This window comes from Actinomycetes bacterium (assembly GCA_035489715.1).
Classification (GTDB): Bacteria; Actinomycetota; Actinomycetes; order JACCUZ01; family JACCUZ01; genus DATHAP01.
On record DATHAP010000067.1, the window covers coordinates 1 to 25,955 of the forward strand.

23 protein-coding genes are annotated in these 25,955 nt (G+C 73.7%); 10 read left to right on the forward strand and 13 right to left on the reverse strand.

Features of this window, described 5'->3' with window-relative positions:
* From VK640_05790 to VK640_05800, 3 genes are all read right to left on the reverse strand, one after another.
* A partial coding sequence (locus VK640_05790; GenBank protein ID HTE72695.1) for a multicopper oxidase domain-containing protein occupies positions 1–813 on the reverse strand: 813 nt, incomplete at its 3' end.
* Positions 814–865: 52 nt separating this feature from the next.
* Entirely contained in the window at positions 866–1,315 is a 450-nt protein-coding gene (locus VK640_05795) for a hypothetical protein (protein HTE72696.1), read from the reverse strand.
* A gap of 113 nt (positions 1,316–1,428) precedes the next feature.
* Positions 1,429–2,439, reverse strand: a complete 1,011-nt coding sequence (locus VK640_05800; GenBank protein ID HTE72697.1) for a TerC/Alx family metal homeostasis membrane protein — start codon at positions 2,437–2,439, stop codon at positions 1,429–1,431.
* 284 nt (positions 2,440–2,723) lie between these two features.
* Here VK640_05800 and VK640_05805 point away from each other — a divergent pair, with 284 nt between their 5' ends.
* Positions 2,724–3,698 (forward strand): CapA family protein, encoded by a 975-nt coding sequence (locus VK640_05805; GenBank protein HTE72698.1) that lies wholly within the window; start codon positions 2,724–2,726, stop codon positions 3,696–3,698.
* On the opposite strand, the gene VK640_05810 is transcribed toward VK640_05805, so the two are convergent.
* Complete coding sequence (locus tag VK640_05810) at positions 3,695–4,684, reverse strand: M28 family peptidase (protein HTE72699.1); 990 nt, start codon at positions 4,682–4,684, stop codon at positions 3,695–3,697. The genes VK640_05805 and VK640_05810 overlap by 4 nt on opposite strands.
* Before the next feature lie 89 nt (positions 4,685–4,773).
* Between VK640_05810 and VK640_05815 the strand changes: the two genes are divergently transcribed.
* Positions 4,774–5,274, forward strand: coding sequence for a hemerythrin domain-containing protein (locus VK640_05815; GenBank protein HTE72700.1), 501 nt, complete (start codon positions 4,774–4,776; stop codon positions 5,272–5,274).
* Positions 5,275–5,281: 7 nt separating this feature from the next.
* Here the strand turns inward: VK640_05815 and VK640_05820 are convergent, their stop codons facing one another.
* Positions 5,282–5,875 carry a hypothetical protein gene (locus tag VK640_05820; protein HTE72701.1) on the reverse strand — a complete coding sequence of 198 codons (594 nt, stop codon included), beginning with the start codon at positions 5,873–5,875 and terminating at the stop codon, positions 5,282–5,284.
* Between the two features lie 42 nt (positions 5,876–5,917).
* Here VK640_05820 and VK640_05825 point away from each other — a divergent pair, with 42 nt between their 5' ends.
* Positions 5,918–6,694 carry an endonuclease/exonuclease/phosphatase family protein gene (locus tag VK640_05825; GenBank protein HTE72702.1) on the forward strand — a complete coding sequence of 259 codons (777 nt, stop codon included), beginning with the start codon at positions 5,918–5,920 and terminating at the stop codon, positions 6,692–6,694.
* On the opposite strand, the gene VK640_05830 is transcribed toward VK640_05825, so the two are convergent.
* On the reverse strand, positions 6,691–7,413 hold the full coding sequence (locus VK640_05830; GenBank protein HTE72703.1) for a TetR/AcrR family transcriptional regulator: 723 nt from the start codon (positions 7,411–7,413) through the stop codon (positions 6,691–6,693). The two genes, VK640_05825 and VK640_05830, sit on opposite strands and share 4 nt — an antisense overlap.
* Before the next feature lie 185 nt (positions 7,414–7,598).
* Between VK640_05830 and VK640_05835 the strand changes: the two genes are divergently transcribed.
* Positions 7,599–9,911: an MMPL family transporter gene (locus tag VK640_05835; GenBank protein ID HTE72704.1), complete on the forward strand. Its 2,313-nt coding sequence runs from the start codon at positions 7,599–7,601 to the stop codon at positions 9,909–9,911.
* On the opposite strand, the gene VK640_05840 is transcribed toward VK640_05835, so the two are convergent.
* The 5 genes from VK640_05840 to VK640_05860 form a co-directional block, all read right to left on the reverse strand.
* Positions 9,880–12,777, reverse strand: coding sequence for an AAA family ATPase (locus VK640_05840; protein ID HTE72705.1), 2,898 nt, complete (start codon positions 12,775–12,777; stop codon positions 9,880–9,882). The two genes, VK640_05835 and VK640_05840, sit on opposite strands and share 32 nt — an antisense overlap.
* Positions 12,778–12,781: 4 nt before the next feature.
* Positions 12,782–13,936, reverse strand: a complete 1,155-nt coding sequence (locus VK640_05845; protein ID HTE72706.1) for a glycosyltransferase — start codon at positions 13,934–13,936, stop codon at positions 12,782–12,784.
* A gap of 95 nt (positions 13,937–14,031) precedes the next feature.
* Entirely contained in the window at positions 14,032–14,355 is a 324-nt protein-coding gene (locus VK640_05850; GenBank protein ID HTE72707.1) for an AzlD domain-containing protein, read from the reverse strand.
* A complete protein-coding gene (locus VK640_05855; GenBank protein ID HTE72708.1) occupies positions 14,352–15,119 on the reverse strand; it encodes an AzlC family ABC transporter permease in 768 nt (255 codons plus the stop codon). Before VK640_05855 ends, VK640_05850 begins: the two co-directional genes overlap by 4 nt.
* Before the next feature lie 84 nt (positions 15,120–15,203).
* Positions 15,204–15,788 (reverse strand): sigma-70 family RNA polymerase sigma factor, encoded by a 585-nt coding sequence (locus tag VK640_05860; protein HTE72709.1) that lies wholly within the window; start codon positions 15,786–15,788, stop codon positions 15,204–15,206.
* Positions 15,789–15,974: 186 nt separating this feature from the next.
* Between VK640_05860 and VK640_05865 the strand changes: the two genes are divergently transcribed.
* The 3 genes from VK640_05865 to VK640_05875 all read left to right on the forward strand — a co-directional run bounded on the left by VK640_05865 (position 15,975) and on the right by VK640_05875 (position 18,345).
* Positions 15,975–16,424: an ArsI/CadI family heavy metal resistance metalloenzyme gene (locus VK640_05865; GenBank protein ID HTE72710.1), complete on the forward strand. Its 450-nt coding sequence runs from the start codon at positions 15,975–15,977 to the stop codon at positions 16,422–16,424.
* Positions 16,425–16,499: 75 nt separating this feature from the next.
* Entirely contained in the window at positions 16,500–17,741 is a 1,242-nt protein-coding gene (locus tag VK640_05870; protein ID HTE72711.1) for an NAD(P)/FAD-dependent oxidoreductase, read from the forward strand.
* Positions 17,742–17,772: 31 nt separating this feature from the next.
* Positions 17,773–18,345, forward strand: coding sequence for an OsmC family protein (locus VK640_05875; protein ID HTE72712.1), 573 nt, complete (start codon positions 17,773–17,775; stop codon positions 18,343–18,345).
* 130 nt (positions 18,346–18,475) lie between these two features.
* On the opposite strand, the gene VK640_05880 is transcribed toward VK640_05875, so the two are convergent.
* Both VK640_05880 and VK640_05885 read right to left on the reverse strand, forming a co-directional pair.
* Positions 18,476–20,071, reverse strand: coding sequence for an alpha/beta fold hydrolase (locus VK640_05880; GenBank protein ID HTE72713.1), 1,596 nt, complete (start codon positions 20,069–20,071; stop codon positions 18,476–18,478).
* Between the two features lie 181 nt (positions 20,072–20,252).
* Positions 20,253–22,328 carry a sensor histidine kinase gene (locus VK640_05885; protein ID HTE72714.1) on the reverse strand — a complete coding sequence of 692 codons (2,076 nt, stop codon included), beginning with the start codon at positions 22,326–22,328 and terminating at the stop codon, positions 20,253–20,255.
* Between the two features lie 110 nt (positions 22,329–22,438).
* On the opposite strand from VK640_05885, the gene VK640_05890 reads away from it, so the two are divergent.
* The 3 genes from VK640_05890 (at position 22,439) to VK640_05900 (ending at position 25,907) form a co-directional block, all read left to right on the forward strand.
* Complete coding sequence (locus VK640_05890; GenBank protein HTE72715.1) at positions 22,439–23,131, forward strand: response regulator transcription factor; 693 nt, start codon at positions 22,439–22,441, stop codon at positions 23,129–23,131.
* A 136-nt stretch (positions 23,132–23,267) separates the two neighbouring features.
* Entirely contained in the window at positions 23,268–25,040 is a 1,773-nt protein-coding gene (locus VK640_05895) for a SpoIIE family protein phosphatase (protein ID HTE72716.1), read from the forward strand.
* Positions 25,041–25,364: 324 nt separating this feature from the next.
* Positions 25,365–25,907, forward strand: a complete 543-nt coding sequence (locus tag VK640_05900) for a nuclease-related domain-containing protein (protein HTE72717.1) — start codon at positions 25,365–25,367, stop codon at positions 25,905–25,907.
* The last annotated feature ends 48 nt before the right edge of the window (positions 25,908–25,955 follow it).

The window sequence follows — 25,955 nt, forward strand, 5'->3', positions numbered from 1 at the left end:
CTCGCCGACGATGTCGGTGCCGCCCGCGATGTCGTAGCCGTCGACGGCGAGGATGCGGTACGGCGCGGCGCTCACCCAGACCCGCGCCGCCCCGCTGTCGGTGTTGACCACCCGGACCCGCGTGGTCGACCCGCCCGGCACCTGGACCCTCGACACCTCGGTGCGGCCGTTGACCGTCCGGCGGCCGTCATAGGTGTGGACCACCGCCAGCACGTCGGCGTCGGCTGCCGTGGCCGACTCCTCCGGGTGCACCACCAGGGTGCCGAACAGGCCGCCGCGCACCTGCTCGTGCGAGACCTGGTGCGAGTGGTACCAGTAGGTGCCGGCGTCGGGGACCACGAAGCGGTAGACGTGCGACCCGCCCACCGGCACGGCGTCCTGGGTGACGCCGGCGACACCGTCCTCGGCGTTGGGCACGTCGACACCGTGCCAGTGCAGGGTGACGCCGTGGCCGACGTCATCGTTGCGCAGCCGCACCTCCACCAGGTCGCCCTGGGTCGCCTCCAGCCGGGGGCCGGGCGTGCGGCCGTTGAGGGTGTAGCCGCTGACCCGCTCCCCACTGGCCAGCCGCACCTCGCCCTGCCGGGCGGTCAGCGAGACGGTCAGGTCCGGCTTCCCGTCGGCGGGGCCGGTGAGGTCGGCGACGCTGACCCCGGACATGTCGTGGCCGGCGTGGCCGCCCCCACCCGCGCCGGCCATGCCGGACATGCCCACCGGGCCGCCGCCGTAGTCCGCGTAGCCCATGTCCATGACGGAGTAGGTGGACGGCACCCGGCTCGAGTACCAGAACCACCCGACCGTGCCGAGCAGCACGACTCCGACGACGGCGGCGGTGGCGCTCAGCCACCGCCGCCAGCTGGCGCGCTCAGACAGGAGCCGGAGCTCCCGGCGCAGCAGCGGTCGTGTCGGCGACCTTCGTCGTCGTGGCCCTTCGCACGCACATCAGGGCGAGGCCGAAGACCACGAACGCGTTCACCCCGTGCAGGATGCCGATCACCGGCACGCCGAACGCGATGAATGCGAGCACGATCTGCACCACGATCGCCAGGAAGGTGAACCCGGCAAGCTTGACCGCTCCCGGGATGGACTTGGCGAAGAACGAGAGCACGAAGAGGAACAGGCCCAGCAGCGGCATGATCATCATGCCGTTCGTGCCGTGCACGGCATGCCCGAGGTTGCCCTCGTAGTCCTCGTTGATGGTCGCCCCGTCGTCGATCTCGTTGATGGTGCCGAACCAGCCACCGGCGATGGCGGCCGCTTGCACCAGGACTCCCAGCGCGATCAGGCCGGCCAAAGCCCTGTAGGCGCCACGCATGTCTGCCCCCTTGCGTCCTTCCCCGTCCCAGCGCCGGTCGGCGCCGAGCCAAAGGTAGCCTCGCCCTGCGTGGCGCGGGACGGATTTCTGGCCGTGGCGCGCGGATTGTGGTGCTAGCCCTCCCGCTGCTCCTCGTGCTGGTGCGCAGGGTGACCGCGCAGCGACCCGGCGTGCGCGACGGCGTCCGGGTCCCGGCGCACCTTGAGCAGGCTGAGCACCGTCGTGACCGCCAGAACCACGACGATCACGACGAGCGAGACATTCGTGCTGATCTCGGGCACCGAGTCGTCGATCGTGTGCCCCCAGTGCAGGACCAGCTTCACGCCGATGAACGCGAGGATCACTGCGAGGCCGGTCGAGAGGTAGACCAGCCGGTCCAGCAGCCCCTTGACCAGGAAGTAGAGCGCACGCAGCCCGAGCAGCGCGAAGGCGTTGGCTGCGAAGACGATGAAGGGCTCCTCGGTCACCCCGAAGACGGCCGGGATGCTGTCGAGGGCGAACAGGATGTCGGTGCCACCGATGGCGACCAGCACCACGAAGAGCGGCGTCACCACCCGACGACCGTCGACCTTGCTCAGCAGGCGGCCGCCGTCGTACTCCGTGCTCACCGGCAGGACGCGCTGGGTCAGCCGGACCAGCCCGTTGTCCTCCACGTCCGGGTCCTCGTCGCGGTGCCGGTAGAGCTGCACCGCCGTGTAGATGAGCAGCAGCCCGAAGACGAGGAACATGAACGAGAAGAGGCTCAGCAGGGTGGCGCCGAGCGCGATGAAGACCGCGCGCAGCAGGAGCGCCATGATGATGCCGAAGGTCAGGACCTTGTGCTGGTGCTGCTCGGGCACCGCGAAGGTCGTCATGATGATGACGAAGACGAAGAGGTTGTCGACCGACAGGCTCTTCTCGACGATGTAGCCGGCGAAGTACTGCGTCCCGAAGTCGCTGCCGGACTGTGCCGTCAGGACCAGTCCGAAGGCCACGGCCACCGCGATGTAGAAGACCGACCAGGCGACGGCCTCCTTGAAGCCGACGGTGTGCGGGCGGGCCGCGGCGAGGACCAGGTCCAGCGCGAGCAGACCGACCACCAGCCCGACCGTGACCACCCACATGGTCGTGGTGACCTCCACCAGTGCCCCTCCTCGGTCTCGTCCCTCCCCTCCCGACGACCCACTGAGCTACGAGGTTCCGGGAACGGCGGGTGACACCACCCACGTTGACCCGGTTGATGCCCCCAGCCCGTGCGCTCGCCGCCGTGGCGGCCGCTGCCGTGCTGCTGCCGGTGGCCGGGTGCTCGCCGTCCACGGACGAATCGCAGCCGTCGAGCCCACCGACCGCTGGCTCGGCCACGGCGAGCGCGGCGGGGACGCCGAGCGGCGCGCCCGCGTCGAAGACCCCGGTCACGGAACCGCCGCAGGTGACGACCGTGCTGGTGACCGGCGACGTCATGCTCGGCCGCCGGGTCGGCGACCGGCTCGCGGACGTCGACGACCCAGCCGCTGCGCTGCGCCCGATGGCCGACCTGCTCTCTGCGGCCGACCTGACGATCGGCAACCTCGAGAGCACGCTGTCGAGGGCCGGTGCCCCTAGGCAGGGCGGCGACTCGTTCGGCGCGGTTTCCTCCGTGCGGCAGGGACTCCGGCTGGCCGGCTTCGACGTGCTGTCCCTGGCCAACAACCACACCGGCGACTACGGGCCACGGGCGCTGGTGCAGACGGTTGACCGCGCCAGGTCCGGCGGGTTCCGCACCGTCGGGGCTGGGCGTGACCTCGCCGCAGCGGCCCGACCCGTCGTCGTCCGCCGCAACGGCACGACGTTCGGCATCGTCGCCTTCGACGCGATCGGCGAGACCCCCGCCGCCGCACCGGACGCGCCGGGAGCGCTGCGGCTGCGCATGCAGCCGCGCACCGGCCCGCTCGACCAAGACGACCTGGCCAGGGTCACGGGCATCGTCCGCGAGCTCGCCCACCGGGCCGACGTGGTGCTCGTGCTCCCGCACTGGGGCACCCAGTACACCCACGACACGGTCGGGGACCAGCGCGTCGTGGCCCGTCGCCTGGTCCGGGCCGGGGCCGACGTCGTCGTCGGCGGCCACCCGCACTGGGTGCAGGGCGTCGAGTCGGTCGATGCCGCCGAGGGTGCGCTGGTCGCCTACTCGCTGGGCAACTTCGTGTTCGACATGGACTTCATGCAGCAGACCCAGGAGGGGGTGCTGCTCGCGCTGCGGTTCCGCGGCGACCGGCTCGAAGGGGCCCGCCTGAGGCCGTACGTCGTCGGGCCGGACTTCGCGCCGCGCCTGGCGCCCGGTCCGCGCGGCGACGCGATCCTGGCCGACGTGCGGCGGGCCAGCGGACCGCCGCTGCGCGGCACCACGGTCGAGCTCCGCCGCTAGCTCGTGGCCATCAGCCACTCCGCCAGCACGGCACCCACCCGGTCGAGCTGGCGAGGACTGACCGTCGAGGGCCGGTCGCGCGGCGAGTGGTAGCCGGGGGAGTCGTTGCCCCCGACCCGGGCGACCGTCTCCCCTGCCTTCTCGAACGGCCAGTGGTCGCTCGTCCGGTTGTCGCACGCCCGCGCCGGCACTCCGGCCCGGTCGGCAGCGGCGAGCAGCTCGCGGCGCACCCGGACCGGCGAGAGGCCGCCGGTGCACACCGGCACCCTGCCGCGGCCTCCGACCCGGTCCAGCGAGACCATGCCCCGCAGCGCGGCCTGCTGCGTGCCGTCGAGCCGCGCGACGTACTCCTGCGACCCGAAGTGGTGCTCGTCGTCCGCCGGCCCGCGCGGCTCCTCCGCACCGAACGCCACCCACACCACCGGCAGCCGGGTCCCCACCTCGGCGGCCGTCCGCGCCAGCTCGAGCAGCACGGCGACGCCACTCCCGTTGTCCTCGGCACCCGGCGACTGCGGCACGGTGTCGAGGTGGGCGCCGACCACCAGGTGCGGCCGTTCGGGGGCGAAGCCGGCCGGCACGGCCACCACGTTGGACGTCCGGCCGGACCCGACCGCCACCCCCCAGGACTCCCCCGCCGGGACCCGGAACGCCTGCCGCCGGGTGGTGTAGCCAAAGTCGGCGAGCCGCTGCTGCACCCGGTCGGCGGCTCGCCGATAGGCGGCAGAGGTGGCCTCCCGCGGCCCGCCACGGGCCAGCGAGCGGACGGTGCCCATCGCCGCCGCGCTGTCGAAGGCGGGCGCCTCGGTGCGTTCGAGCGGCGCGGTCGTCGACGTCCCCGTAGGCGTCGCGGCCGGCGTCGAGGCGGCGGACGAGGCAGCTGTGGTCGGAGGGCGAGGGCCGGTCCCGTCGGTCTCGCCACCGCCGTCTCTGGCGCAGCCGGCCAGCAGGGCAGCTGTGACGGCGATCACGACCAGCTGGTGCGGCACCCGGCCAACGCTGCCACGGCGCATGACCGCCGCGCGAGCGGGCAGCAGGGCGAGGTACCGGCTGACCAACTCACCCTGGGGAGACCCGCATGCCCACCGACGCCATCGTGCTGCTGAAGAAGGACCACCAGGAGGTGCGCAAGCTCTTCCGGGACTTCCAGAAGGCCGGTGAGGACGCCACGGCCACCAAGAGCCGGCTCGCCGACCAGATCATCGAGGCCCTGACCGTGCACACCTACATCGAGAACGAGGTCATGTACCCACGGGTCCGCGAGCTGCTTCCGGAGGTGGAGGACGACGTCCTCGAGTCCTACGAGGAGCATCACGTCGCCGACGTGCTGGTGATGGAGCTCGCCGGCATGACGCCGGATGACGAGCGGTTCGTGCCCAAGATGACGGTGCTGATCGAGAACGTGAAGCACCACATGGAGGAGGAGGAGCAGGAGTGGTTCCCCAAGGTTCGCGAGGGCCTCGGGCGCAAGCAGCTCCAGCAGCTGGGTGACGAGATGGTGGAGAAGAAGAAGAAGGCACCGCGCCGACCGACCGCTCCCAGCGCGCTGAAGAAGACCGTCGACGCCGTCATCGCCTGACCGCGGCTCAGCCGTCCGGCGCCCCCGCGACCGACCCCACGACGCCGAGGCGTTCCAGCAGCACGAGGAACGTCTCGGCGTAGGCGCTGCCGGCGGTCGCGCCGCGCACGGTCGGCCAGTCGACCTGCTCGCGCAGCGCCCGGGCCACCGGCAGCAGCCGGCCGTAGTCGCACTCGTGCTCGTCCAGCGCGCGCAGCTTCTCCGACATCAGCTCGGTGGCGCTCAGGACCGGCATGAGGACCGAGAGCACCTCCATCTCCACCGCCTCGTGCAGGACCTCGTGGGTCACCGGAGCGCCGTTGATCCGGTGGATCAGGTCGACCATCGCCTCGCCGTCCCAGACCTTGAAGAGCCAGTCCTCGGGCGGGTGCTCGACCTTCAGGCCGGCCGCCCTGAGGGCCTCCTCGGCCCGTGCCGCGTCCTCGGGTGCCACGACGAAGTCGACGTCGTGCTCGGGCTCGGGGCCGCCGCGCGCCCACGCGGCGTAGCCGCCGCCGAGGGCGAACGGCACGCCGGCGCCCTTGAGGGCCACGGCAGCCCGCTTGAGCGCGGTGCGCAGGGGGTCCTCGCCCCCGGTGTCGTGCGACGCGTGCGTGCTCACCTGACCGAGGTACCCACCCATCGGCCCGGGTAGGCAACCGGGGTGCGCCTCGTGACGTTCAACATCCTGGGGGGCCGGTCGCCCGGCGAGGACCGGGTCGACGTGGCACGGTTCGCCGCTGCCGTGCGGGCGCTCCAGCCCGACGTGCTCGCCCTGCAGGAGGTGGACCGCGGCCAGGACCGGACCCAGCATGCGGACCTGACAGCGGTCGCGGCGTCGGCGATGGATGCGGTCGACCACCGCTTCGTGGCAGCCCTCACGGGCACGCCGGGGGCGACCTGGACCGCGGCGACCGGGGACGAGCACCCCGACAGCGCGGCCTACGGCATCGCCCTGCTGTCCCGGCGCCAGGTGCGCGCGTGGGAGGTGGTGCGGCTGCCCGCCCTGCCCGGGCGGGCGCCGTGGGTCTGGCACGGCCGCAAGGTGCCGAGCCTGGTGCGCGACGAGCCGCGGGTGGCCGTGGGCGCCGAGCTCGACGGCCCGACGGGCCCGGTCACGCTGGCCACGACCCACCTGTCGTTCCTGCCGGGCTGGAACGTCGTCCAGCTCCGTCGCGCGGTGCGCGCGCTGCGGTCCACGGCGGGGCCGCTGGTGCTGATGGGCGACCTGAACATGTCGCCCGGCACGGCCCGCCGGGTCAGCGGCCTGGTCCCGGTCGTGGCGGGGCCGACGTTTCCCGTAGCCCACCCGGCGCGGCAGATCGACCACGTGCTCCTCGACCCGCTCGAGGAGCCACGCTGGCGTGGCGTCGCCGGTCGCACGGTGCCGACCGGCCTCTCCGACCACCTTGCGCTGGTGGTGGACCTGCCGGTCTGCTAGGCCGGCGGCGCCGGGATGCCGGCTGCCATGGCGATCACCCGCACATGGCTGCGGAACAGCGCGTCGCGGTCGACGTCGGTCATCCAGTCGAAGTGGCCGTACGCCTCCAGGCTGACGAAGCCGTGCAACGACGCCCAGGCGTGCAGCATCGCCTGGAAGCTCTCCGGCGGGACCAGTCCCTCGATCTCGGGATGCTTCTCGGCCTCGCACGCCGCGATGCCGGCCGACACCTCGCGGACCAGCGGCGCCCGCAGCTCGCCCATCTCGGCGGCCGCCACGAACAGGCTGGCCAGCTGCGACATCGCCCGCTTGGCGGCCTCCGTCGTGGGCCCTTCGTCGGGGGCGACGTAGCCCGGCACCGGCATGCCCAGGACCAGCGCGAACTGCTGCGGCTCGCGGCGAGCCCACTCGCGGTAGACCTCGGCGGCGGCCAGCCAGCGGCCGCCGATGTCACGCGGGTCGATCGCGCCGAGGGCGTCGCCGAGGGCGGTGCCCAGGTCGGCGTAGGCGTCGGTGATCAGGTCGGTCAGCAGCTCGTCGCGGTCGCCGTAGTAGCGGTAGAGCGCCGGCGCGGTCATGCCCATCAACCGGGCGATGTCGGTGAACCGGCAGTCGGTGGTGCCCTGCTCGCGCATGACCGACAAGGCGGTGGTCTTGATCTCCTCGATCGTGGCGGCCCGAGCCCGCTCACGACGGCTCACCACGGGCGTGCCGACCATCCGGACTCCAACCGCAGACATAGATGACACGAGACGACACAGACGACACAGACGATTGCGTGACGCAGCATCACACAGGTGATATCCCCTTGACAAGTGACGAGACCTCGGCTTTGTTATGAGGCGTAACGCAGCGCCCGGTCGGGCGCTGCTCCGTTCCCGCTCCGTCTCGCGAGGTCTGCCCCATGTCCCGTACCGTCCCTGCCGCCGAGCGTGCGCCGCAGCCCACCGGCGCCGACGCGGCCACCGAGCGCCCCGGCGCCCTCGGCCGCCTGGCCGACGTCTCCTTCCGCCGCCGCCGCTGGGTCGTGCTCGGCTGGGTCGCGACTCTCGCGCTGGCCGCCGGCCTGGTCTCCGCGTTCGGCGGCGACTACAACGCCGACTACTCCGCCCCCGGATCCGACTCCAGCCAGGCCCAGGACCTGCTCGAGTCGCGCTTCCCGTCCCAGGCCGGCGACACCGTCGACGTCGTGGTGCGGGCGCCGGACGGCGTCGACACCCCGGAGGTACGCGGCGAGGTCGCCCGACTGCTCGACCAGATCGGTGCGGTCGCCCACGTCGAGTCGGTCGAGGACCCCTACCGGACGCCGGGCGCGATCTCGCGGGACGGGACCACGCTGCGGGCCACCGCCCGCCTCGACGTGGTCAACCCGGTCGACATGCCGGTCCCGGCCAGCGAGCGGATGATCGAGATCGCCGAGGACGCCGCGCGACCCGGGCTCGACGTCGCCCTCGGCGGGCAGACCGTCACCCAGGGCGAGGCCGCGGACATCGGGTCCGAGGCGATCGGCCTGGCCGCTGCCGCGCTCATCCTGCTCATCACCTTCGGCTCGGTCGTCGCGGCCGGGCTGCCGCTGCTCGTCGCCATCGCCGGCCTCGCGGTCAGCAGCACCCTCACCGGGCTGCTCATCACGGTCATCGACGCCCCCGACTGGTCGACGTCGCTGGCCACCATGATGGGCATCGGCATCGGGGTCGACTACACGCTGCTGATGGTCACCCGGTTCCGGGAGTGGCGGGCCGCCGGCCTGGACGAGCGTGCCGCGACCGTGGCCACGCTCGACACCGCCGGTCGTGCAGTGATGGTCGCCGGCACCACCGTGGTCATCAGCATGCTCGGACTCTTCGCCATGGGCCTGTCGTTCATGCGCGGCGCCGCCCTGGTCACCATCCTGGCGGTCCTCGTCGTGATGGTGGCCAGCGTCACGCTGTTCCCGGCGCTGCTCGGCTTCCTCGGCAAGCACGTCGACCGGCTGCGCCTCCCGCTGGGCCGGCGCCGCCCGGTCGAGGTGGCCGTCGGCGGCCACGTCGAGCCGTCCCGACGCTGGATGGCCTGGAGCCGGCTGATCGACCGCCACCGCTGGCTGGCCGCGACCCTGGGTGTCGTCGCCCTGCTGACACTGGCCGCGCCGTACCTCGACGTCCGCTACGGCTTCCCGGACGCCGGCAACAACCAGGAGTCGACCCAGACGCGGCAGGCCTACGACATGCTCGCCGAGGGCTTCGGCCCCGGCATGAACGGCCCGTTGCTGCTGGTGACCGAGCTGCCCGACGGCACCGACGCGGAGGCGCTCGAGCCGGTCACCGCTGCAGTGGCCGACACCGAGGGCGTGGTCGCCGTGACCGACCCGGTGGTCAACCCGGCCGGTGACACCGCGGTGATCACCGTGGTCCCGGCTGCCGGTCCACAGGCAACGGCGACCGAGGACCTGGTGGCGGCGCTGCGCGACAGCACGCTGCCCGCCGCGACCGAGAGCAGCGGGCTCGACGTCCACGTGGGCGGTGTCACCGCCACCTCGATCGACAGCACCGACAACATCGCGAAGCGGATCCCGCTGCTCATCGGCGGTGTCGTGCTGCTGTCGATGTTCGTGCTCGTGCTGTCCTTCCGGTCGCTGACGGTGGCGATCAAGGCGGCGGTCATGAACCTGCTGTCCGTCGCCGCGGCCTACGGGGTCGTCGCCCTCGTGCTGCAGGGCGGCTGGGCCGGCCAGCTGATCGGCATCGACACCGAGACGCCGCTGCCGGCGTTCGTCCCGGTGCTGATGTTCGCGGTGCTCTTCGGGCTGTCGATGGACTACGAGGTGTTCCTCGTCAGCCGGATGCGCGAGGCATGGCTGCGCACCGGCGACAACGAGCGCGCCGTCCTCGAGGGGCTCGCCTCGACCGGTCGAGTCATCACCGCGGCCGCGGCGATCATGATCGCCGTCTTCGCGGCCTTCATCCCCAGCGCGGACGTGGTGCTCAAGGTGATCGGCGTGGGCATGGCGTCGGCGATCCTGATCGACGCCACGATCGTCCGGCTGCTGCTGGTGCCGGCCGTGATGCACCTGCTCGGGCGGGCCAACTGGTGGTTGCCCGAGTGGCTCGGCCGGCGGCTCCCCCAGCTGCACGTCGAGGGCCGGCCGGAGATCCACCTGCCCGGCCAGCGGCAGCACGCCTCGTCCGTCGGCAGCACGGTGGACGTCACGGCGTCGACGTCGGTGCCCACCGGCTGAGCCCGGCCCGGTTGGCTGCACCGGTCTTCGCCAGCAGGTTGGCCACATGGTGGTCGACCGTGCGGACGGACAGGTGCAGCCGCCGGGCCACCTCGGCGTTGGTCATCCCGTCCACGACCATCCCGAGGACCTCGGCCTCGCGGGCGGTGACGCCCAGCGCCCGCAGCTGCGGCGGGACCGGCGTCGAGGAGCGGCCGCGCCGCACGGTGACGCCGGCCCCACGCAGCAGGTCGCGGCACGCCCTCGCCAGCGCCTCCTCTCCGGCGGTGAGGCGGTCGCCGGCGGCCGCCGCCTCGTGGCCGGACAGGTCGGCCCGCAGGCCGGCGACCGGGTCGCCCCAGCCGTCGGCCAGCGCGGCCCGCCAGACCAGGAGCCGGAGCAGGCGCCGCCACCAGGGCTGCTCCGCGAGCAGCACCTCGCCCTCGGCGCGCAGCCGCTCGGCCGCCGCCGGGTCGCCCGCCCGGCCGGCCGACACCGCCTCCGCCAGGAGCAGCCCGGCCCGGTTGGTGCCCGAGATCGACGCGTGGGAGTCACGCAAGGTCTGCTGCCTGCGCTCGGCGTCGTCCGGGTCGGCGAGCACCGTGCCCAGGAGCACCCACAGCCCCCAGGCCGAGACCGGGGCCCCGGCCCGGTTGCGCGCGAGCACGTCCATGGCCGGGTCGAGCCGGTCCAGCGCGCCCTCCAGGTCACCGGCGAGCAGCGGGTGCACCGCCCGCACCACGTGGGTCATCGCGGCCACGTCGGGCACCAGGGCGGCGAGGGGGGCGACCACCTCCAGGTCACGCTCGGCGCCGACCCGGTCACCTCCCAGCGCCAGCGCCCAGGCCCGCATCAGGGCCGAGCCGGCACCCACGTCCTGCAGACCGAGCCGGGTCGCCAGTGCCACGGCGCGGGTGGCCGCGGTCGCGCCGGCTGACGGACCCTCGGCGAGCAGCGTCGCCTCGGCGAGCACCAGGTCGGCGGCTGCGACGGTCGCGAGCAGGCCGGCCGACTCGGCGAGGTTCCGTGCCTCGGCCAGGGCGACCGACGCCCCGGTCCGGGCGAGCTGCACCGTGCCCAGGCTGTGCAGTGCGCGGACCCGGGCGGCGACCAGGCCGTGCTCGGCTGCGACCTGCGCGGCGGCGGCGAACTGCTCCTCCGCAGCCGCCAGGTCGGTCACCCGGGTGCACCGCCCCAGCACCTCCCAGGCCTCGCACCGGACGACCGCGTCGGCGGCCGGGTGTGCCAGCACCGCGCGGGCCAGCCGCTCCGCCTCGGCCACGTCGCCGGCGCCGAAGGCCGCGTCGGCGGCGACCGCGTCGGCGTCCGGGTCGCCGGCGCGCCCGGACCGGTCGACCAGCTCGCGTGCGTCGTCCCAGCGGTCGGCGGTGACCGCCGCGCGCGCGAGCGCCAGGCAGAGCCGGGCGTGCTCCTCGCCGGCGGCCGCGGCCAGGGCCGGCTGCCCGGCCACCAGCGCGTCAGCCGCGCGGCCGACCGTGGTCAGCGCCACGACCAGGGTGCGGACCACCGGCGGCGCCGGGTCGAGGTCGCGGGCCCGCTCGAGGAGGGTCACCGCCGCCAAGGCCTCCCCCCTGCGCAGCGCGTGCTCCCCCTCGGTCAGCAGTGCGGCGGCGGCCGCAGCCGGCTCCCCGGCGGCCAGCCGCAGCTCGGCGACCAGGGACCACCGCCCGCCCGCCTCCCCCGCACCGACGAGCGCGTCGGCCAGCGCACCGGCCAGCCGTTGCCGCTCGGGCGGCAGCACCAGCGCCAGCACCGCCTCGCGGGTCAGGTCGTGCCGCCACGCGAGCCCGCCCGACTCGTCGACGTCGGTGGCCGGGCCGGTGACCCGGTCGGACGCCGTGAGCAGGTGCACGTCGAGCGCCGCCCGCATCGCGGCCACCACCGCGGCCTCCTCGAGGCCGAGCGCCGCGGCGACGACCCGCCAGCCGACGTCCGGCCCGCCGACCGCGAGCGCCTCGACGACGGTCCGTGCAACGGGGTCGAGCCGGTCCAGCCGGGTCTGCACCAGGTGCCGCAGGCCGGCCGGCACCGCCGCGACCAGCTCACCGGCCCGGGTCCACTCGGCGCCGGTCACCAGCGCCCCGGTCTCGACCAGGCCGGCCAGGACCTCCTCGACGAGCAGCGGCAGGCCGTCGGCCTTGGCGACGACGAACTCCACGACGTCCGCCGGCAGGGGGTGCCCGTGCGCGCAGTCCAGCGCGACCGCGGCGGCCGCGGCCGGTGGCAACCGCGCGAGCGAGAGCCGGCGGGCCCCGGCCAGCGGGCGCGGCCCGAGGGCGGAGCCCGGCTCGTCGGCGCGGGCGGTCGCGACCACGAGCAGCGGGCCGGCCCCGGCTGCCACGGCGAGGTGGTCCAGGACTGACAGCGTGTCCGGGTCGGCCCGGTGCAGGTCCTCGAGCGTGAGCACCGTCCCGGCCGAGGGGCCGGTCACCGCGACCAGCTCGAGCATTGCCTCCCCCAACACCACCGGCGCGTCCACGCCGTGGTCCGCAAGGTCGGTGCCGGCGGTGCCGGGCGTGCCGTCGGTCGGTGCCCACGCCGGGAGCAGCCGGCCCAGCGCGGCGCGGAACGGGCGCAGCGTCGCGGCCTCGGGCACCGGCCGGCCGCGGTAGCCGGCCAGCAGCGCCTCGCTGAGCGGGCGCAGCGGTGCCGAGCCCGGCACGGCACGCCCTGGCAGGACGGCCGCACCGGCCTCGGCGGCGTACGACCGCACCTCGGCCAGCAGGCGTGACTTCCCGACGCCGGCCTCGCCGGTGACCAGGAGCAGACCGCCCTGCCCCCGCCCGAGCGCCTCGAGGGCGGCCCGGACCTCGGCAAGCTCCTCGTCACGGCCGACGAGGGCCCGCGCCCGCAGCTCTCCCGGCACCCGGTCAGTGAACCGCGACCGGGATCAGGTCCGCCAGCACGTCGGCCGGCGTGGGCAGGGCGGCGAGGTCGCAGGCGACCCGGCCGGCTGCCCGGTGGTACGACACGTCGCCGAGCACCCTCTCGACCGCGGGGGCGAGCGTCTCGGCAGCCGAGCGCACGTCCACCGCCTCGCCGATCCCCGCTGCCGCGATGCGGGCCGCGTTGTGCGGCTGGTCGGCGAAGAGCGGGACGACCACCTGCGGGATTCCCCGCGTCAGCGCCGCGATCGTGGTACCGCTGCCGCCGTGACTCACCACGACGTCGCAGGCCATCGCGACCGACTGGGCGACGTACGACTCGACCCGGACGTTGGCCGGCACCGGGCCGACAGCGCTCAGGTCGAACGAGCCGACGGTGAAGAGCACGTCAGCGTCGAGCCGGCCGAGGCCGGCGAGCACGGCGGCGTAGGCGTCCGCCGCCGACGCGAAGCCCGGTGCCGCGCTGCCCAGCGTGGCGTAGACGGTCGGCCGGCGACCGGGCTCCCGCGGCGCGGGGACCTCGACGTGCACCGGGCCCTCGGGGTCCTCGTGGCGGACCAGCCGGGTGCCGGCCGGCACCTCGTCGGGCGAGCCCCAGAGCACCTGCGGGACGGCCGTGACGTAGGTGGTGGTCGCCCGGTCCCAGGGCACCTCGTCGGTCTCGGGCAGGCCGAGCATCCGGCGGGCGGTGTTGACCTCGGCCACCAGCACCGCGGAGACGTAGCCGGGGCCGGCCAGGGCGGTGCAGCCCACCGTCACGTGCGGGATGCCGGCCAGCTCGGCGCACAGCGGGCCGGCGACCTCCGCCGCCTCGCTGACGACGAGGTCGGGCGCCCACGCCTCGACCTCCGCGTGGACGGCGGGCAGCGCGGCCCGGGTGCACAGGCCGCCGAACCAGCGGCCGATGACGTAGCTGTCCTGGTCGGCCTGCTCGAAGAGGGCCGCCCAGAAGGGTCCGGCCTCGGCCGGGACAGGGACGCCGGTCGGCACGAGCGGGACGCCGAAGCCGGCCGCCGCCGGCTGGGCGCCGGTCGGGATGGCAAGCCGGACGTCGTCGCCACGAGCCTGCGCGGCGCGGACGAACGGCAGCAGCGGGTGGACGTGGCCCAGCCCTGCGGTGGAGGTGAACAGGATGCGCACGGGATCTCCTCGGTCGTGGTGTGCGTGACACCCCGACGGTCGTCGCGTGCGGCCGGCGCCGGATCGGTGACGGCTACCCAGTTAAGGGCCGGCGGTCAGCCCCCGTAGGCGACGAGCGCGACGCCTGCCCAGAGCGTCACCATGCCGGTGGCGACGGCCCAGGAGGTCGAGCGGGTACGTCGCGCGACGACCCCGGCCACCGCCACCGCGGCGAGCAGCGGGACCAGCTCGGCCGGCCCGCCGGCCGCCGCGCCGGTGATCGAGGAGGCGCCGAGCGCGGCGAACGCCACCGGCGCGGTCAGGGGGCCGACCCGCTCCAGCCAGGCCGGCGCCGGGCGGGTCGACAGCACGGCCACCGGCACCAGCCGGATCGCGAGGGTGGCCAGGCCGGCCAGCAGGACGACGGTCCAGGTGCTCATGCGGTCCTCCTCAGGACGATCGAGCCGGCGAGCAGGCCGGCCATCATGCCGACGGCCGGGCCCAGGTGCAGGGGCAGCAGCGAGGCGCCGACCGCGGTGACTGTCGCGACGCTGACGGCGACCCAGGTCGCCTTCGTCCGGACGCTGAGCACGACCAGCGCCACGATGTAGAGCGGGCCGATCGACTCCAGGTGCAGGGCCGACGGCAGGACGGCGCCGACGGTCACCCCGAGACCGGTGACGGTCAGCCAGCCGGCCCAGAGCACGAGCGCGCCGCCGAGATAGTGCCGGTGCGCGAGCCGGGCCGACCGCGAGCCGTCGTAGGACTGGCTGCCGACGGCGAACGACGGGTCGATCAGCAGGTAGCCGGCGAGCACCCGCCACCACCAGCTGGTGCCCCGCCAGTGCGGGGCGAGCGCGGCGCCGTAGAGGCCGACCCGCAGGTTGATCACGGCCACGCTGGCCACGACGACCGCCGCCGACGCGCTGCCGCCGAGCAGCCCGACCGCCGCCAGCTGCGCGCTACCGGCGTAGACCAGCCAGGACAGCGACCAACCGGCCAGGTGCGGGACGCCGGCCTCGGCGACGGTCACCCCGATGACCAGACCGAACGGCGCCACGCCGGCTAGCAGCGGCAGCATCGCCCGCACCCCGTCGAGGAAGGCGCGGCGGCCGGCCGCTCGGTCGACGCCCTCGGCAGGCGTGGACCGGGGAGCGGTCGAGGCGTGGCCCGGGGCCGCGGGGGCGAGCGCAGTGGTGGTCATGCTGAGAACTGTGCGACGTACCGCCGGGTGAGGCTTGGCGAGGGCGTGGGGATCGACTGGTGATCCCGTGGAGACTCCGCCCGGTCAGGAGCCGCAGTTGCAGCCGTCCCCCGGCGCTCGGTAGCCGATGACCGCGCCGGAACGGTCCAGCTCGACCGGGCAGCAGCCGGTGACCTGGTCCTTGAGTCGGCGACGGGCTCGTTGGACGCGCGACTTCATACCGGACACCGAGATGTCGAGCTGGTCAGCGGCCTGCTGGTGGGTCTGCCCCTCCAGGTCCACCCGGGTCAGCGCGTCGCGCGACTCCGGCGGCAGCCGATCCAGCAGCGGCTGCAGGCAGCGGGCGAGCTCCCGGGTCGCCTCGTTGGGCAGGTCCGTGGACGTCTCAGGGTCCGGCCACAGGTCCAGGTCGGGCAGCTCACCGTGCGGCCGGCGGGTGCGGTAGTGGTCGATCAGGGCGTTGCGGGCCGAGCGGTAGAGCCATGCGGTGACGTCGTCGACCCGGTCCAGCGCCCCGGAGGCGATGCTGCGGACGACGACGTCCTGGGTGATGTCGGCCGCGAGCTCGGGATCGCCTGTCCGACTGGTCACGAATGCCCGGATCCGGCGCAGGGTCTCGGCCCACTGGACGTCCTGGTGGGAGACGGTCTCGACGGTGCCTGGGCCCATGTCGATCCTGACCGGTCGTGCCTCCACGGGCATGGGCTCCTCCTCGTGCTCTCACCATATAGACGAAGCGAACGCCTGGGGGACGCACCGACCAAAGGCGGCCGGGACCACCTGCGTCCCTCGGTCGGGCGCTTCGTCCTCCTTCCTGCCATCCGCCGACCGGCGGGACCAGTGAAGGAGCCCCCGATGACCTCCAGCCGCCTGCAGCTCGCGCTCAACGTCTCGGACCTCGGCGTTGCCGTCGAGCGCTACACGGCCGTGTTCGGACAGGGTCCGAGCAAGGAGCGACCCGGCTATGCCAACTTCCTGCTGAGCGACCCACCGCTCAAGCTCGTGCTCTTCGAGAATCCGCACGGGACGTCTGCGCTCAACCACCTGGGTGTCGAGCTCGGTTCTGCCGACGACGTCCGGGCCGCCGCGGAGCAGTTCGCCGCCCGCGGGCTGGCCCACTCGGTGGCCGAGTCGGACGTGTGCTGCCACGCCAGGCAGGACAAGGTCTGGGTGGACGTGCCGGACGTCCCCCTCGGAGCCTGGGAGTTCTACACCGTCCTCGACGACGACCCGGCGCCGGACGTCCGCTCGGACAGCCTGTGCTGCGCCACCCCGGACTCGGCAGCTGGGCCTTGTTGTGAGTGACCGTCAGCCCATCTCCACACCGTCTCCACATCGTCCCCAAGCACTCACCGGGCCGCGGCGCGCAGGCTCTGCAGCGTGAACAGCCGAGCAAGCACGATCCAGCGCCACCAGGTCGTCGTCGTCGGTGCCCGCGTCGCCGGGGCCGCCACGGCGATGCTGCTGGCCCGCGCCGGGCACGACGTCGTGCTCCTCGACCGGTCGCCTTTCCCGAGCGACACGGTCTCGACCCATGGCATCGCCCGCGGCGGCGTCGTCCAGCTGTCCCGCTGGGGCCTGCTCGACGAGGTGCACGCGACCGGCGCGCCCGCCGTCCGCGAGGTCCTGTTCCGGCTCGGCCAGCGGCAGGACGTGCGCCGGATCAAGCACCGGGCCGGGGTCAACCATCTCGTCGCGCCCCGCCGGCACGCCCTCGACTCCGTCCTGCAGGCCGCCGCGGTCCGGGCCGGCGCCACGATGCGCACCGGCGTGACCGTCACTGGCGTTCGCCGCCGGGCCGACGGCCGGGTGGTCGGTGTCGACGGGCGCGGGCCCGGAGGGGAGCCCGTGACCGTCGAGGCCGACCTGGTCATCGGCGCCGACGGCGTGCGCTCGCGGATGGCCGGCTGGCTGGGCGCCGAGATGCTGCACTCGTCACCGTCCAGCACCGGCACCTTCTACACCTACGTGGCCGACGTGCCTCTCGAGACCGACGGGGTCGCGTACGAGTTCCACGTCGCCCGGGACGCCTTCGCCGGCATCTTCCCGACCAACGACGGCCACGCCTGCGTCTGGCTCGGTGCGCCCACCCGGACGCTGGGGATGCTGCACTCCCCCGGCCCGGAGCGGGTCGGCGGCCTGCTCGCAGCGATCTCCGCGGCCTCCCCGTCGCTCGGCGCCCGGGTGCGCGCCGGCCGGGTGCTGGCTCCGGTCCGTGGCCGGGCCGACCTGCCCAACGTCGTACGTCGCCCGGTCGGCCGCCCGCTTCCCCGCGGGGCCGGACGGTCCTCGGGTGGCTGGGCACTGGTCGGCGACGCCGGCTACCACCGCGACCCGGTCACCGGGCACGGCATCACCGACGCCTTCCGCGACGCCGAGCTCCTCGCCGGCGCCGTCGACACCGCGCTGCGCAACCCCGAGTGCGAGCAGGACGCCCTCACCGGCTACCACGTCCGGCGCGACGCGGCCCTGCGTGAGGTCTTCTCCATCACGAGGGACCTGAGCGCGTTCCCGGCCCCCGAGCGCTTCGTCGAGCTGCAGATCCAGCTCTCCGACGCGCTCGAGCGCGAGGCGGAGGACCTCGCAGCACTGCCCTTTCCGGCGGCGGCCGTCGCCGCCTGAGACCCACCACAACAAGTACGGAGGACCATCCATGTCTCTCACCGAGACCACCGCACCACGCCGCAACGGCGTCGACGTCGAGACGCTCTTCGCCACCATCGGCGTCGTGAAGAACCAGCCCGAGCTGGCCCGCTTCCAGTTCCGCTCGTCGCACGAGTGGGTCAGCGGGACCCACAACAAGGGCACCATCACCGGCTTCTACGGCGCCGGTCAGGAGCACCAGCACGCGGCCCCGACCACCATCGAGGCCGACCACCCGGCCGTCCTCGTCGGTGCCGACCACGCGCCGACGCCGGCCGAGCTGCTGCTCAACGCGCTCGGCGCCTGCCTGATGAGCGGCCTGGCCAACATCGCGGCCGCCCGCGGCATCGACCTCAACGGCGTCACCGCGACCGTCGAGGGCGACATCGACCTGCGCGGCATCCTCGGCATCGACCCCGAGGTGCGCAACGGCTACGAGGGCATCCGCGTCGTCTTCCACGTCGACGGCGAGGCGGCGGCCGAGCAGCTGGCCAAGCTGGTCGACCAGTCGCGGGCCCGGTCGGCGGTGTTCGACGTCATCACCAACGGCGTGCCGGTCACCGTCGACGTGGCGGCTGCCTGACGGTCCCCGTCCGCGGAGGCCCGCCTCGCCCTGATCGGGCGTGGCGGGCCTTGGCGTTGGTGGGGCTGCAGCCGGAAGGGCCGTGCTGCGGCCGATCCCGTGTGCCGGGCCTTCCCCTTGTTCTGCGCGCTCAGGCGGGGCGGAGGACGGGCTGGTCGACGCCGAGCTGGGGTGCCCTGCCGGCCGGCTCCACCGCGACGTCGGAGCCGGCCAGCAGCGCGCCGACGGTGGCCGAGAGCCACACCTCGCCGGCCGGTGCCGCGTCGGCGATGTCCAGAGCTGCCTGGACGCCGTACGCCGCGACGACCTCCGCGTCCCGCTCGACCTCGGCGACCGCGACGCCGATCGCGGTGTCCGGGCGGCGGGCGCCGAGCGTGGCCCGGACCGCTGTGGCGGGCCCGTCGAAGACGACGACCGGCCGGCCGTCGGGCGTGCGTCGAGCACGCCCTCGGGCGCGCACCAGGTCGGCAACCACCGCGTCGCCACCGGCGCCGGACACGGCGACCAGCGCGGCCAGGGCCAGCTCGGGCTCGGGCGGTGCCTGGGTCTCGGCGACGAAGGGCTCGATCGCATCGAGGATCTGGTCCGGGTCGCCGGACACGAAGTGGTCGACCCCGTCGAGCACCTCCAGCCGCGCGCCGGGAATCCGGTCGGCGATGTACTCGGCCTCCGCTACCTGGAACAGGGCGTCCCTGGTGCGGTGCAGCACCAGGGTCGGCACCCGGACGGCGGACAGCGTGTGGCGGACGTCGACGCGGGAGTTCATGTCCATGAGCGCCCGCACGGTCGTCGGGGTCGCGGCCGCTCGCATCCGCTGGCCCCACCACCGCTGCACCGACTCGTCACCGGACGGGATGCGCTTCCGGGCGTCCGCCTCCCAGTCCCACCGGGACACCAGCTCGTCGGTGTAGGCGATCCGCGCCTCCTGCTCCTGCCCCCAGGGGTAGTCCGGCGACCAGGTGCGCTTGGCGTAGGACGCGTAGAGCACCAGCGACTGCACGCACTCCGGGTGGGTCGCAGCCATCAGGATCGACAGCGGCCCGCCCTCGGAGTAGCCGACGAGCACGGCCCGGTCCGACCCGGCCGCGTCCATCACGGCGAGCACGTCATGCATCCGCGTCTCGAGGTCGGGCACCCCGGGCGGCCGGTCCGACATGCCGGTGCCGCGCTTGTCGTAGCGGACCAGCCGGCCCATCGTCCCGAGCCGGTGCAGGAAGTGCGCGTGCGCCGGGTCGGCCCAGTCCAGCTCGAGGTGGGACACGAACCCTGAGCTCAGGACGATGTCCGGGCCGCTGCCGTCGGTGCGTCCACTCAGCTGGAAGGCGATGTGCAGCCCGTCGCTGGTCGTGTAGCGCACCGGGCTGACCCAGCCGCCGTCATCGGCCGGCACCGGGTCCGTTGCCGTCGCGGTCACGGCGTCGTCGAGGGGCGCGACGAAGCGGTATCCGCGACCATGGACGGTGCGGATCACCCGCTGCGCCTGCCCGTCGTCGCCGACCGCGCGACGGGCCTGCTTGATCCGGCTGGTGACCGCGGCCTCGGAAACGAACCGGCCGCCCCACACCGCGTCCATCAGCTCTTCCTTGGGCACGACCCGGTCGCGGTGGGCCACCAGGTAGGCCAGGACGTCGAACGCCTGCGGCTCCAGCGGCACCGCCTGCCCACCCCGACGCAGCTCGAATAGCGCGGTGTCGAGCTCGAGTCCGTCGGCGAAGGCGAGCACCACGGCGACGAATCTGCCACACCTCGGGCCGTCAGCGACGAGTGAGCGCCGACAAGGTCGTGGACGTGGTCATAGCGGGTCCCTCCGGCCGTGCGCCCGACGGCCGGGCGCGCGACACCCACGGTGCGCCGGTCCACGGACCGCGACGACCGTGCAGGCACGAGGACCCGACACCGGTCGCGCCTCAGGTCAGCGGCACCCGGCCGCGCACCGTCGTGCCTCCGCCGGGCCGGGGCGCGACGTCGAGCGTGCCGCCGACGGCGCCGAGCCGGTCGGCCATCCCGACCAGGCCGCTGCCTGCTCCGTCGAGCGAGCCCGGGTCGAAGCCCGGACCGTCGTCGGTCACCGCGAAGCGCAGCTCGCTGTCGTCGGCGTCGATCGACACGTCGACCAGGGCGTCGGGCGCGTGCTTGGCGGTGTTCTGCAGCGCCTCGAGCGCAGTGAAGTAGACCGCCGTCTCGACCGCGGTGGGCAGCCGGCGACCGTCGAGCCCCGGCCCGACGACGACCCGCACGTCGTTCCCGCCGGCTCGCGCGCGCGCCTTCAGGGCGGGGCCGAGCCCACGCGCAGTGAGGACCGGCGGGTAGATGCCGCGGGCCAGCTCGCGCAAGTCGTCGATGCAGCGGTCGAGGTCGGCCCGCGCCCCACGGAGCTGCTCGGCGGCTTCCGCGACGTCACCGCTGGCCGCGGCGGTCTCGGCTTCCTGCAGCCGCACGGCGAGGCCGACAAGCTGCTGCTGGGCGCCGTCGTGGATGTCGCGCTCGAGCCGGCGGCGCTCCTCGACCTGCGCCGCAGCCAGGCGCTCCCGGCTGGCTGCGAGTAGCGCCGACTGCTCGGTGATCTGCTCCAGCCGGCGCTCCAGCTCGGCCGACAGCGCCACCGAGCGCAGCAACGGGCCGGCCTGTGCAGCCAGGTCATGCAGCAGCCGGCGGTCGGCCACGCCGAGCAGCCGCTCCCCTACCGCCTGGACCGCGATCTCGCCGACGTCATGGCCGAGGTGGCGCACTGGGACCACGACCAGGTCCGGCTCGCCGCCCTTGGGCGGCCCGGGCGCCCAGGCGACCAGCTCGGCGCCGCCGGCGTCAGCGGTCACTCGTGCCCGCGGCACGCCGAGGCCGGTGACAAGCGCGTCGGCGATACGCGGCAGCACGTCGTCGGGCGCCGGGGCGTGCGCGAGCCGACGCGGCAGGCGGGCCAGCAGCTCGTACGGCGTGGCTCGCCCCCCGTACACCAACCGTCGAGCGGCGTGCTCGACCCCGCGGCGCAGGGGGCCGAGCAGCAGGGCGACGAGGAACACCGCGACCAGCGCCGGGCCAAGATCAGGTGCCGGCGCGCCAGCCACCGACGCGGTAACCGTGACGACGACGGCATACGCGCTGGCCACCACCAGGGCGAGGCCGCCGTACACCAGGGCGGACACCAGGAAGGGGTCGATGTCCCAGACCCGGTAGCGCAGCGCGCCGACCACCAGCGCGAGCGGCAGCAGCAGAGCCACCGAGGTGACGAGCAGCACGACCCCGACACCGTGCAGCCCGGGGACCGGCTGCAGCAGCAGTCCGGCGACGGCCGCGAGGCCGATCACCGCGAGCGGCTTGAGCCGCTGGCGGTCCTCGCCCGCAGACCTGCTGTAGCGGATGGCCACTGACACCACCGCGAGCAGGAGGACGAGGAGCGACACCGGCAGCAGGATCGAGTCGAGCGTCCGCAGAGCGTCGGCCACCTCGCCGCTGACGAGGCCGTGCCAGCGCAGGTGCCAGCCGTAGCTGTCGATCGGGAGCGGCCCGGGGGCGACCGCTGCGACGGCCATCCGGGCCGCGGTGACCACGGCAGCGGCCCAGACGACCGGTCGCCATCGGGACGACGGGGGGTTGCCGTCCGGGAAGAGCAGCAGGGCCAGGGCGATCGGGACCGGGAAGAACAGCGGGTCCACCACGAGCCCCGCCCAGACCAGCGTCCTGGCCCACATCGGCGCGGTGCCGGGTGCCTCGATCGCCGAGAACGCCATCTCGCGTCCGACGAACTCGGCGAGAAGGGCCACACCAGCGACGGCGAGGATCGGTCCCAGCACGTTGCCGGGCCGCTCGCTGACGAGCACGAGGCCGACGGCACCGAAAGCCAGCCCGGCCACGACGCTGACGATCACGAAACCGACCGACACGCGGGGGTCGCTGCGGTGACCGATGGCGGCGACGACGAGCACGACCGCGACTGCGGTCAGCGCAAGGACCGCCGCCGCGAGGACCCGGTGCCGGAGGCTCACGTTCGCCAGTGTGGACCGGCCGAGGGCGGTGCGACTGTGGTGCGGGCACCACGGTCGGGCGACCTGCCGGCCTTCCGGACAGGGCGCCTCCTCCTGCCTACTGTCGGGCCATGACTCTTGTCGAGGAGCCTGTCGACCATGCGACGCCGCTGCGCGTCGTCATCGCGGAGGACAACCTGCTGGTCCGCGAGGGATTGCGCAGCATGCTCGCGAGCGACCCGACGGTCGACGTCGTCGCGGTCTGCGAGCGGTACGAGGACCTGATGATGGCGGTCGCCGAGCAACAGCCGGACGCGGTGCTGACGGACATCCGGATGCCGCCGACCCTGACCGACGAGGGCGTCCGAGCGGCGGCCGAGATCCGGGCCTCGCAGCCGTCGATCGGCGTCGTGGTGCTCAGCCAGTACGACGACCCGGAGTTCGCGCTGGCGCTGCTCGGCGACGGGTCCCGCGGTCGGGCGTACCTGCTGAAGGAGCGGATGTCGGACCCTGGCCAACTGGTCGCAGCGCTGCACGAGGTGTCCCGCGGCGGGTCGGTGGTCGACCCGAAGGTGGTCGACGCGCTGGTCCGGGCCCGCAGCGGCCGGTCCGTGACCGCCGTCCTCACCCCGCGGGAGAAGGACGTGCTGGCCGAGATGGCCAGCGGCAAGGACAACTCGGCGATCGCGGCCACCCTGGTGCTCTCGGTTCGGGCCGTCGAGAAGAACATCAACGCGATCTTCTCCAAGCTGGGGCTGGCCCAGGAGACAGAGGTGCACAAACGGGTCAAAGCCGTTCTGCTCCACCTCGCCGAGAACGGCTGATCAGTCCCGGCGAGTACCTCTGCGGCCCGAAATTGGCGGGTGAGAACTTGGTGACCCGTGGGTAACGTCGAGACGGACAGCCCCTGCCGGAGGAACGTCCTCCGTGTCCGGCTGCCCGGCAGCGGAGAGGACGGCCTTGCGCGAGGACGAGTCCGAGGTGGTCGGCAACCTGTCGCCCGGCCCGGCAGGCCTGCGCCTGGGGCTGCGCGCAGCCGGCGGTGACTCGCTGCCCGCGCGCTGGTTCCACGCCATCTTCGAGACTCCCCTCGTGTTCTCGGGGCTCCTCGACGCCACGGGTCGCGTCCTCGACGCCAACCGGCTCTCCATCGAAGGCTGCGGCTTCGACCGCGAGAGCACGATCGGGAGCCCGTTCTGGGAGTGCGGGTGGTGGCGCCTCGATGACGAGGTCGCCGACCAGGTGCGGCGGTGGTGCGACCAGGTCGTCTCGTCCGGCCAGCCCTTGCGCAAGTCCAGCAGGTACTTCGTCGCCTCCGGCGAGGAGCGGATCGTCGACCTCTCGCTGACTCCCGTGCGCGACCAGCAGGGGGGAGATTTCATCGTCGCGACCGGCCGCGACATCACCGACGGGGCTCAGGACGCGGATGTCCTCGCCCGGCGCGAGCTCGCCGCTGCCGAGTCCGGACGACGCCGGGCCGCGTCGCAGATCGCGGAACTGTCCCGAGTCGCCCTCGACCTGGTGCGAGCCGAGTCGGTGCGCGACCTGGAGCAGGCCGTGATCGGCAGCGGCCTGCCGGTCCTCGGCGCCCAGGGCGGCGCGATCGCGATCCGGGACGACGACCGTGGCGTGGTGTCAGTCGCCAGCAGCACGCGCCTGGTGCCCCAGCTGCAGATCGAGCACCGGGAGCTGCCGCTCGACAGCCCGCTGCCGGTCGCGTCTGCCGCCCGGACCGGCACCCGGGTCCTGCTGCCGACAGTGCGCAGCGCGCTGGAGTGGTCGCCGGTGATGGGCGAGGTGTACGTCGTCAGCGGCCGCGCCGCCTGGGCGGCGCTGCCCCTCCACGCGGGTGAACGACTCATCGGCGCCCTGGACGTGTCGTGGATCGACGAACGGACCTTCACTCCCGAGGAGGTCGCCCTCCTCGACGTGTTCGCGGCCTTGTGCGGACAAGCACTGGACCGGGTTCAGCACCTCGAGGCGGAGCGTGCGGCCGCGGACGCGGTCCAGCAGATGTCGGAGACCCTGCAACGCTCGCTGTTGACCCAGCCGCCGACCCCGGACGCCCTCGACATCGCCGTCCGCTACCAGCCTGCGTCAGAAGCGGCCCAGATCGGCGGCGACTGGTACGACGCCTTCGTCAACGCGTCGGGGGCGACCATGCTCGTCGTCGGTGACGTGAGCGGGCACGACCGGGCGGCAGCCGCCACCATGGGTCAGGTCCGCAACCTGCTGCGCGGTCTGGCCTTCGACTCCGACGACGGGCCGGCCAGGCTGCTCGAGCGGCTCGACACCGCCTTGAACGGGCTCGAGCTCGAGACCCTCGCCACTGCCGTGCTCGCCCGAGTCGAGTCCCTGCCGTCGGCGCCCGACGGGGTGCGTCAGCTGCGTTGGAGCAACGCCGGGCACCTGCCGCCGCTGCTGCGGACCGCCGAGGGCTCGGTCGAGCGGCTCGAGGCCCGGCCCAACCTGCTGCTCGGCGTGGATCAGGGCAGCGAGCGGGTGGACCAGGTCGTCGACCTGCCGCCCGGCTGCACACTGCTGCTCTACACCGACGGGCTGGTGGAGCGGCGCGAGGAGATGCTCGAGGACAGCATCGGCACCCTGGCCGACGCCTTCGCCGCCGTGGGCGGCGCCACGCCGGACGAGGTCTGTGACGCCCTCCTCGACGCCGGCCGGGCCGAGACCGGCGACGACGACATCGCCCTGCTCGTCCTCCGCTGCAACGACTGAGCCGTTCTGCGACCCTCGGCGTCGGTGTGGATGCGACGTTTTCGCGGAAGCGCCTTGGGCCCTACTCACCTGCGAGTCGGCAGGACATGGACTTGAGTTTGTCGCACTATTGGCCGATCACGTGCTCATGAACGGGGGATCATGAGGCAACGGCGTCCACGCGCAGGCCGGTCCGCACAGGCCCGGTACAAGCTGTTGCGCCGCCGATGGCGCCGTCGTGTCCTTCCCAGATTCCGCGTGGTGCTCTGGTCGGTCATGGCCGTGGCCCTCTTCGGAGCGGCCTTACCGGCACCTTGGGCCTGGTTCGCAGGTTGCATCTTCGGGGTGGCCTTCAGCATGTGGCTCTGGGTGCGCGATGCGGTTCCGCGTCATATCGAGCAGTGGCAGGACGGCGCGGAGGGCGAGCGGATGACCGAGAAGGCACTGCGCCCGCTTGAGCGAGAGGGCTGGCTCGTCGAGCACGACCTGGCGGGCCTCTACGGGAATGTCGACCACCTCGTGGTGAGCGAGGCAGGCGTATTCGTGCTCGACTCGAAACGGTGGTTTGGAGAGGTCACTGTCGAAGGCGGGACGCCGACGATCACTCCTCGCGACAACCCGGACGCCGCGTGGTCCCCCACCGGACTGGCGCGCCGAATGAGAGGTCTCGGGTTCCGGCAGAAGGATGCGATCGAGCGGTTGACTGGCGTTCGAACCTGGGTGCAAAGCGTGGTCGTCATCTGGGCGCCCTTCGAGCAGCAGGTCGTCGAAAGCGACCGGGTTGTCTACATTCACGGCGACTGCCTGTCCGGTTGGCTCAGGGCACGCCGGCGGCTCCTGGACCCGTCGACCGTCGACCGGATCCGACAGAAGGTGCGCGCCGGCTGATCAGGTCCCGGCAGCGGTCCACCCAGTCGCCGCCTGGCTCGTGAGGTG

Bases quoted from the DNA above. Each gene is read 5' to 3' on its own strand.
- VK640_05795 (HTE72696.1), bottom strand. From the start codon at position 1,315: ATGCGTGGCGCCTACAGGGCTTTGGCCGGCCTGATCGCGCTGGGAGTC.
- VK640_05815 (HTE72700.1), top strand. From the start codon at position 4,774: ATGCCCACCGACGCCATCGTGCTGCTGAAGAAGGACCACCAGGAGGTG.
- VK640_05830 (HTE72703.1), bottom strand. From the start codon at position 7,413: ATGGTCGGCACGCCCGTGGTGAGCCGTCGTGAGCGGGCTCGGGCCGCC.
- VK640_05835 (HTE72704.1), top strand. From the start codon at position 7,599: ATGTCCCGTACCGTCCCTGCCGCCGAGCGTGCGCCGCAGCCCACCGGC.
- VK640_05850 (HTE72707.1), bottom strand. From the start codon at position 14,355: ATGAGCACCTGGACCGTCGTCCTGCTGGCCGGCCTGGCCACCCTCGCG.
- VK640_05855 (HTE72708.1), bottom strand. From the start codon at position 15,119: ATGACCACCACTGCGCTCGCCCCCGCGGCCCCGGGCCACGCCTCGACC.
- VK640_05860 (HTE72709.1), bottom strand. From the start codon at position 15,788: ATGGGCCCAGGCACCGTCGAGACCGTCTCCCACCAGGACGTCCAGTGG.
- VK640_05865 (HTE72710.1), top strand. From the start codon at position 15,975: ATGACCTCCAGCCGCCTGCAGCTCGCGCTCAACGTCTCGGACCTCGGC.
- VK640_05875 (HTE72712.1), top strand. From the start codon at position 17,773: ATGTCTCTCACCGAGACCACCGCACCACGCCGCAACGGCGTCGACGTC.
- VK640_05890 (HTE72715.1), top strand. From the start codon at position 22,439: ATGACTCTTGTCGAGGAGCCTGTCGACCATGCGACGCCGCTGCGCGTC.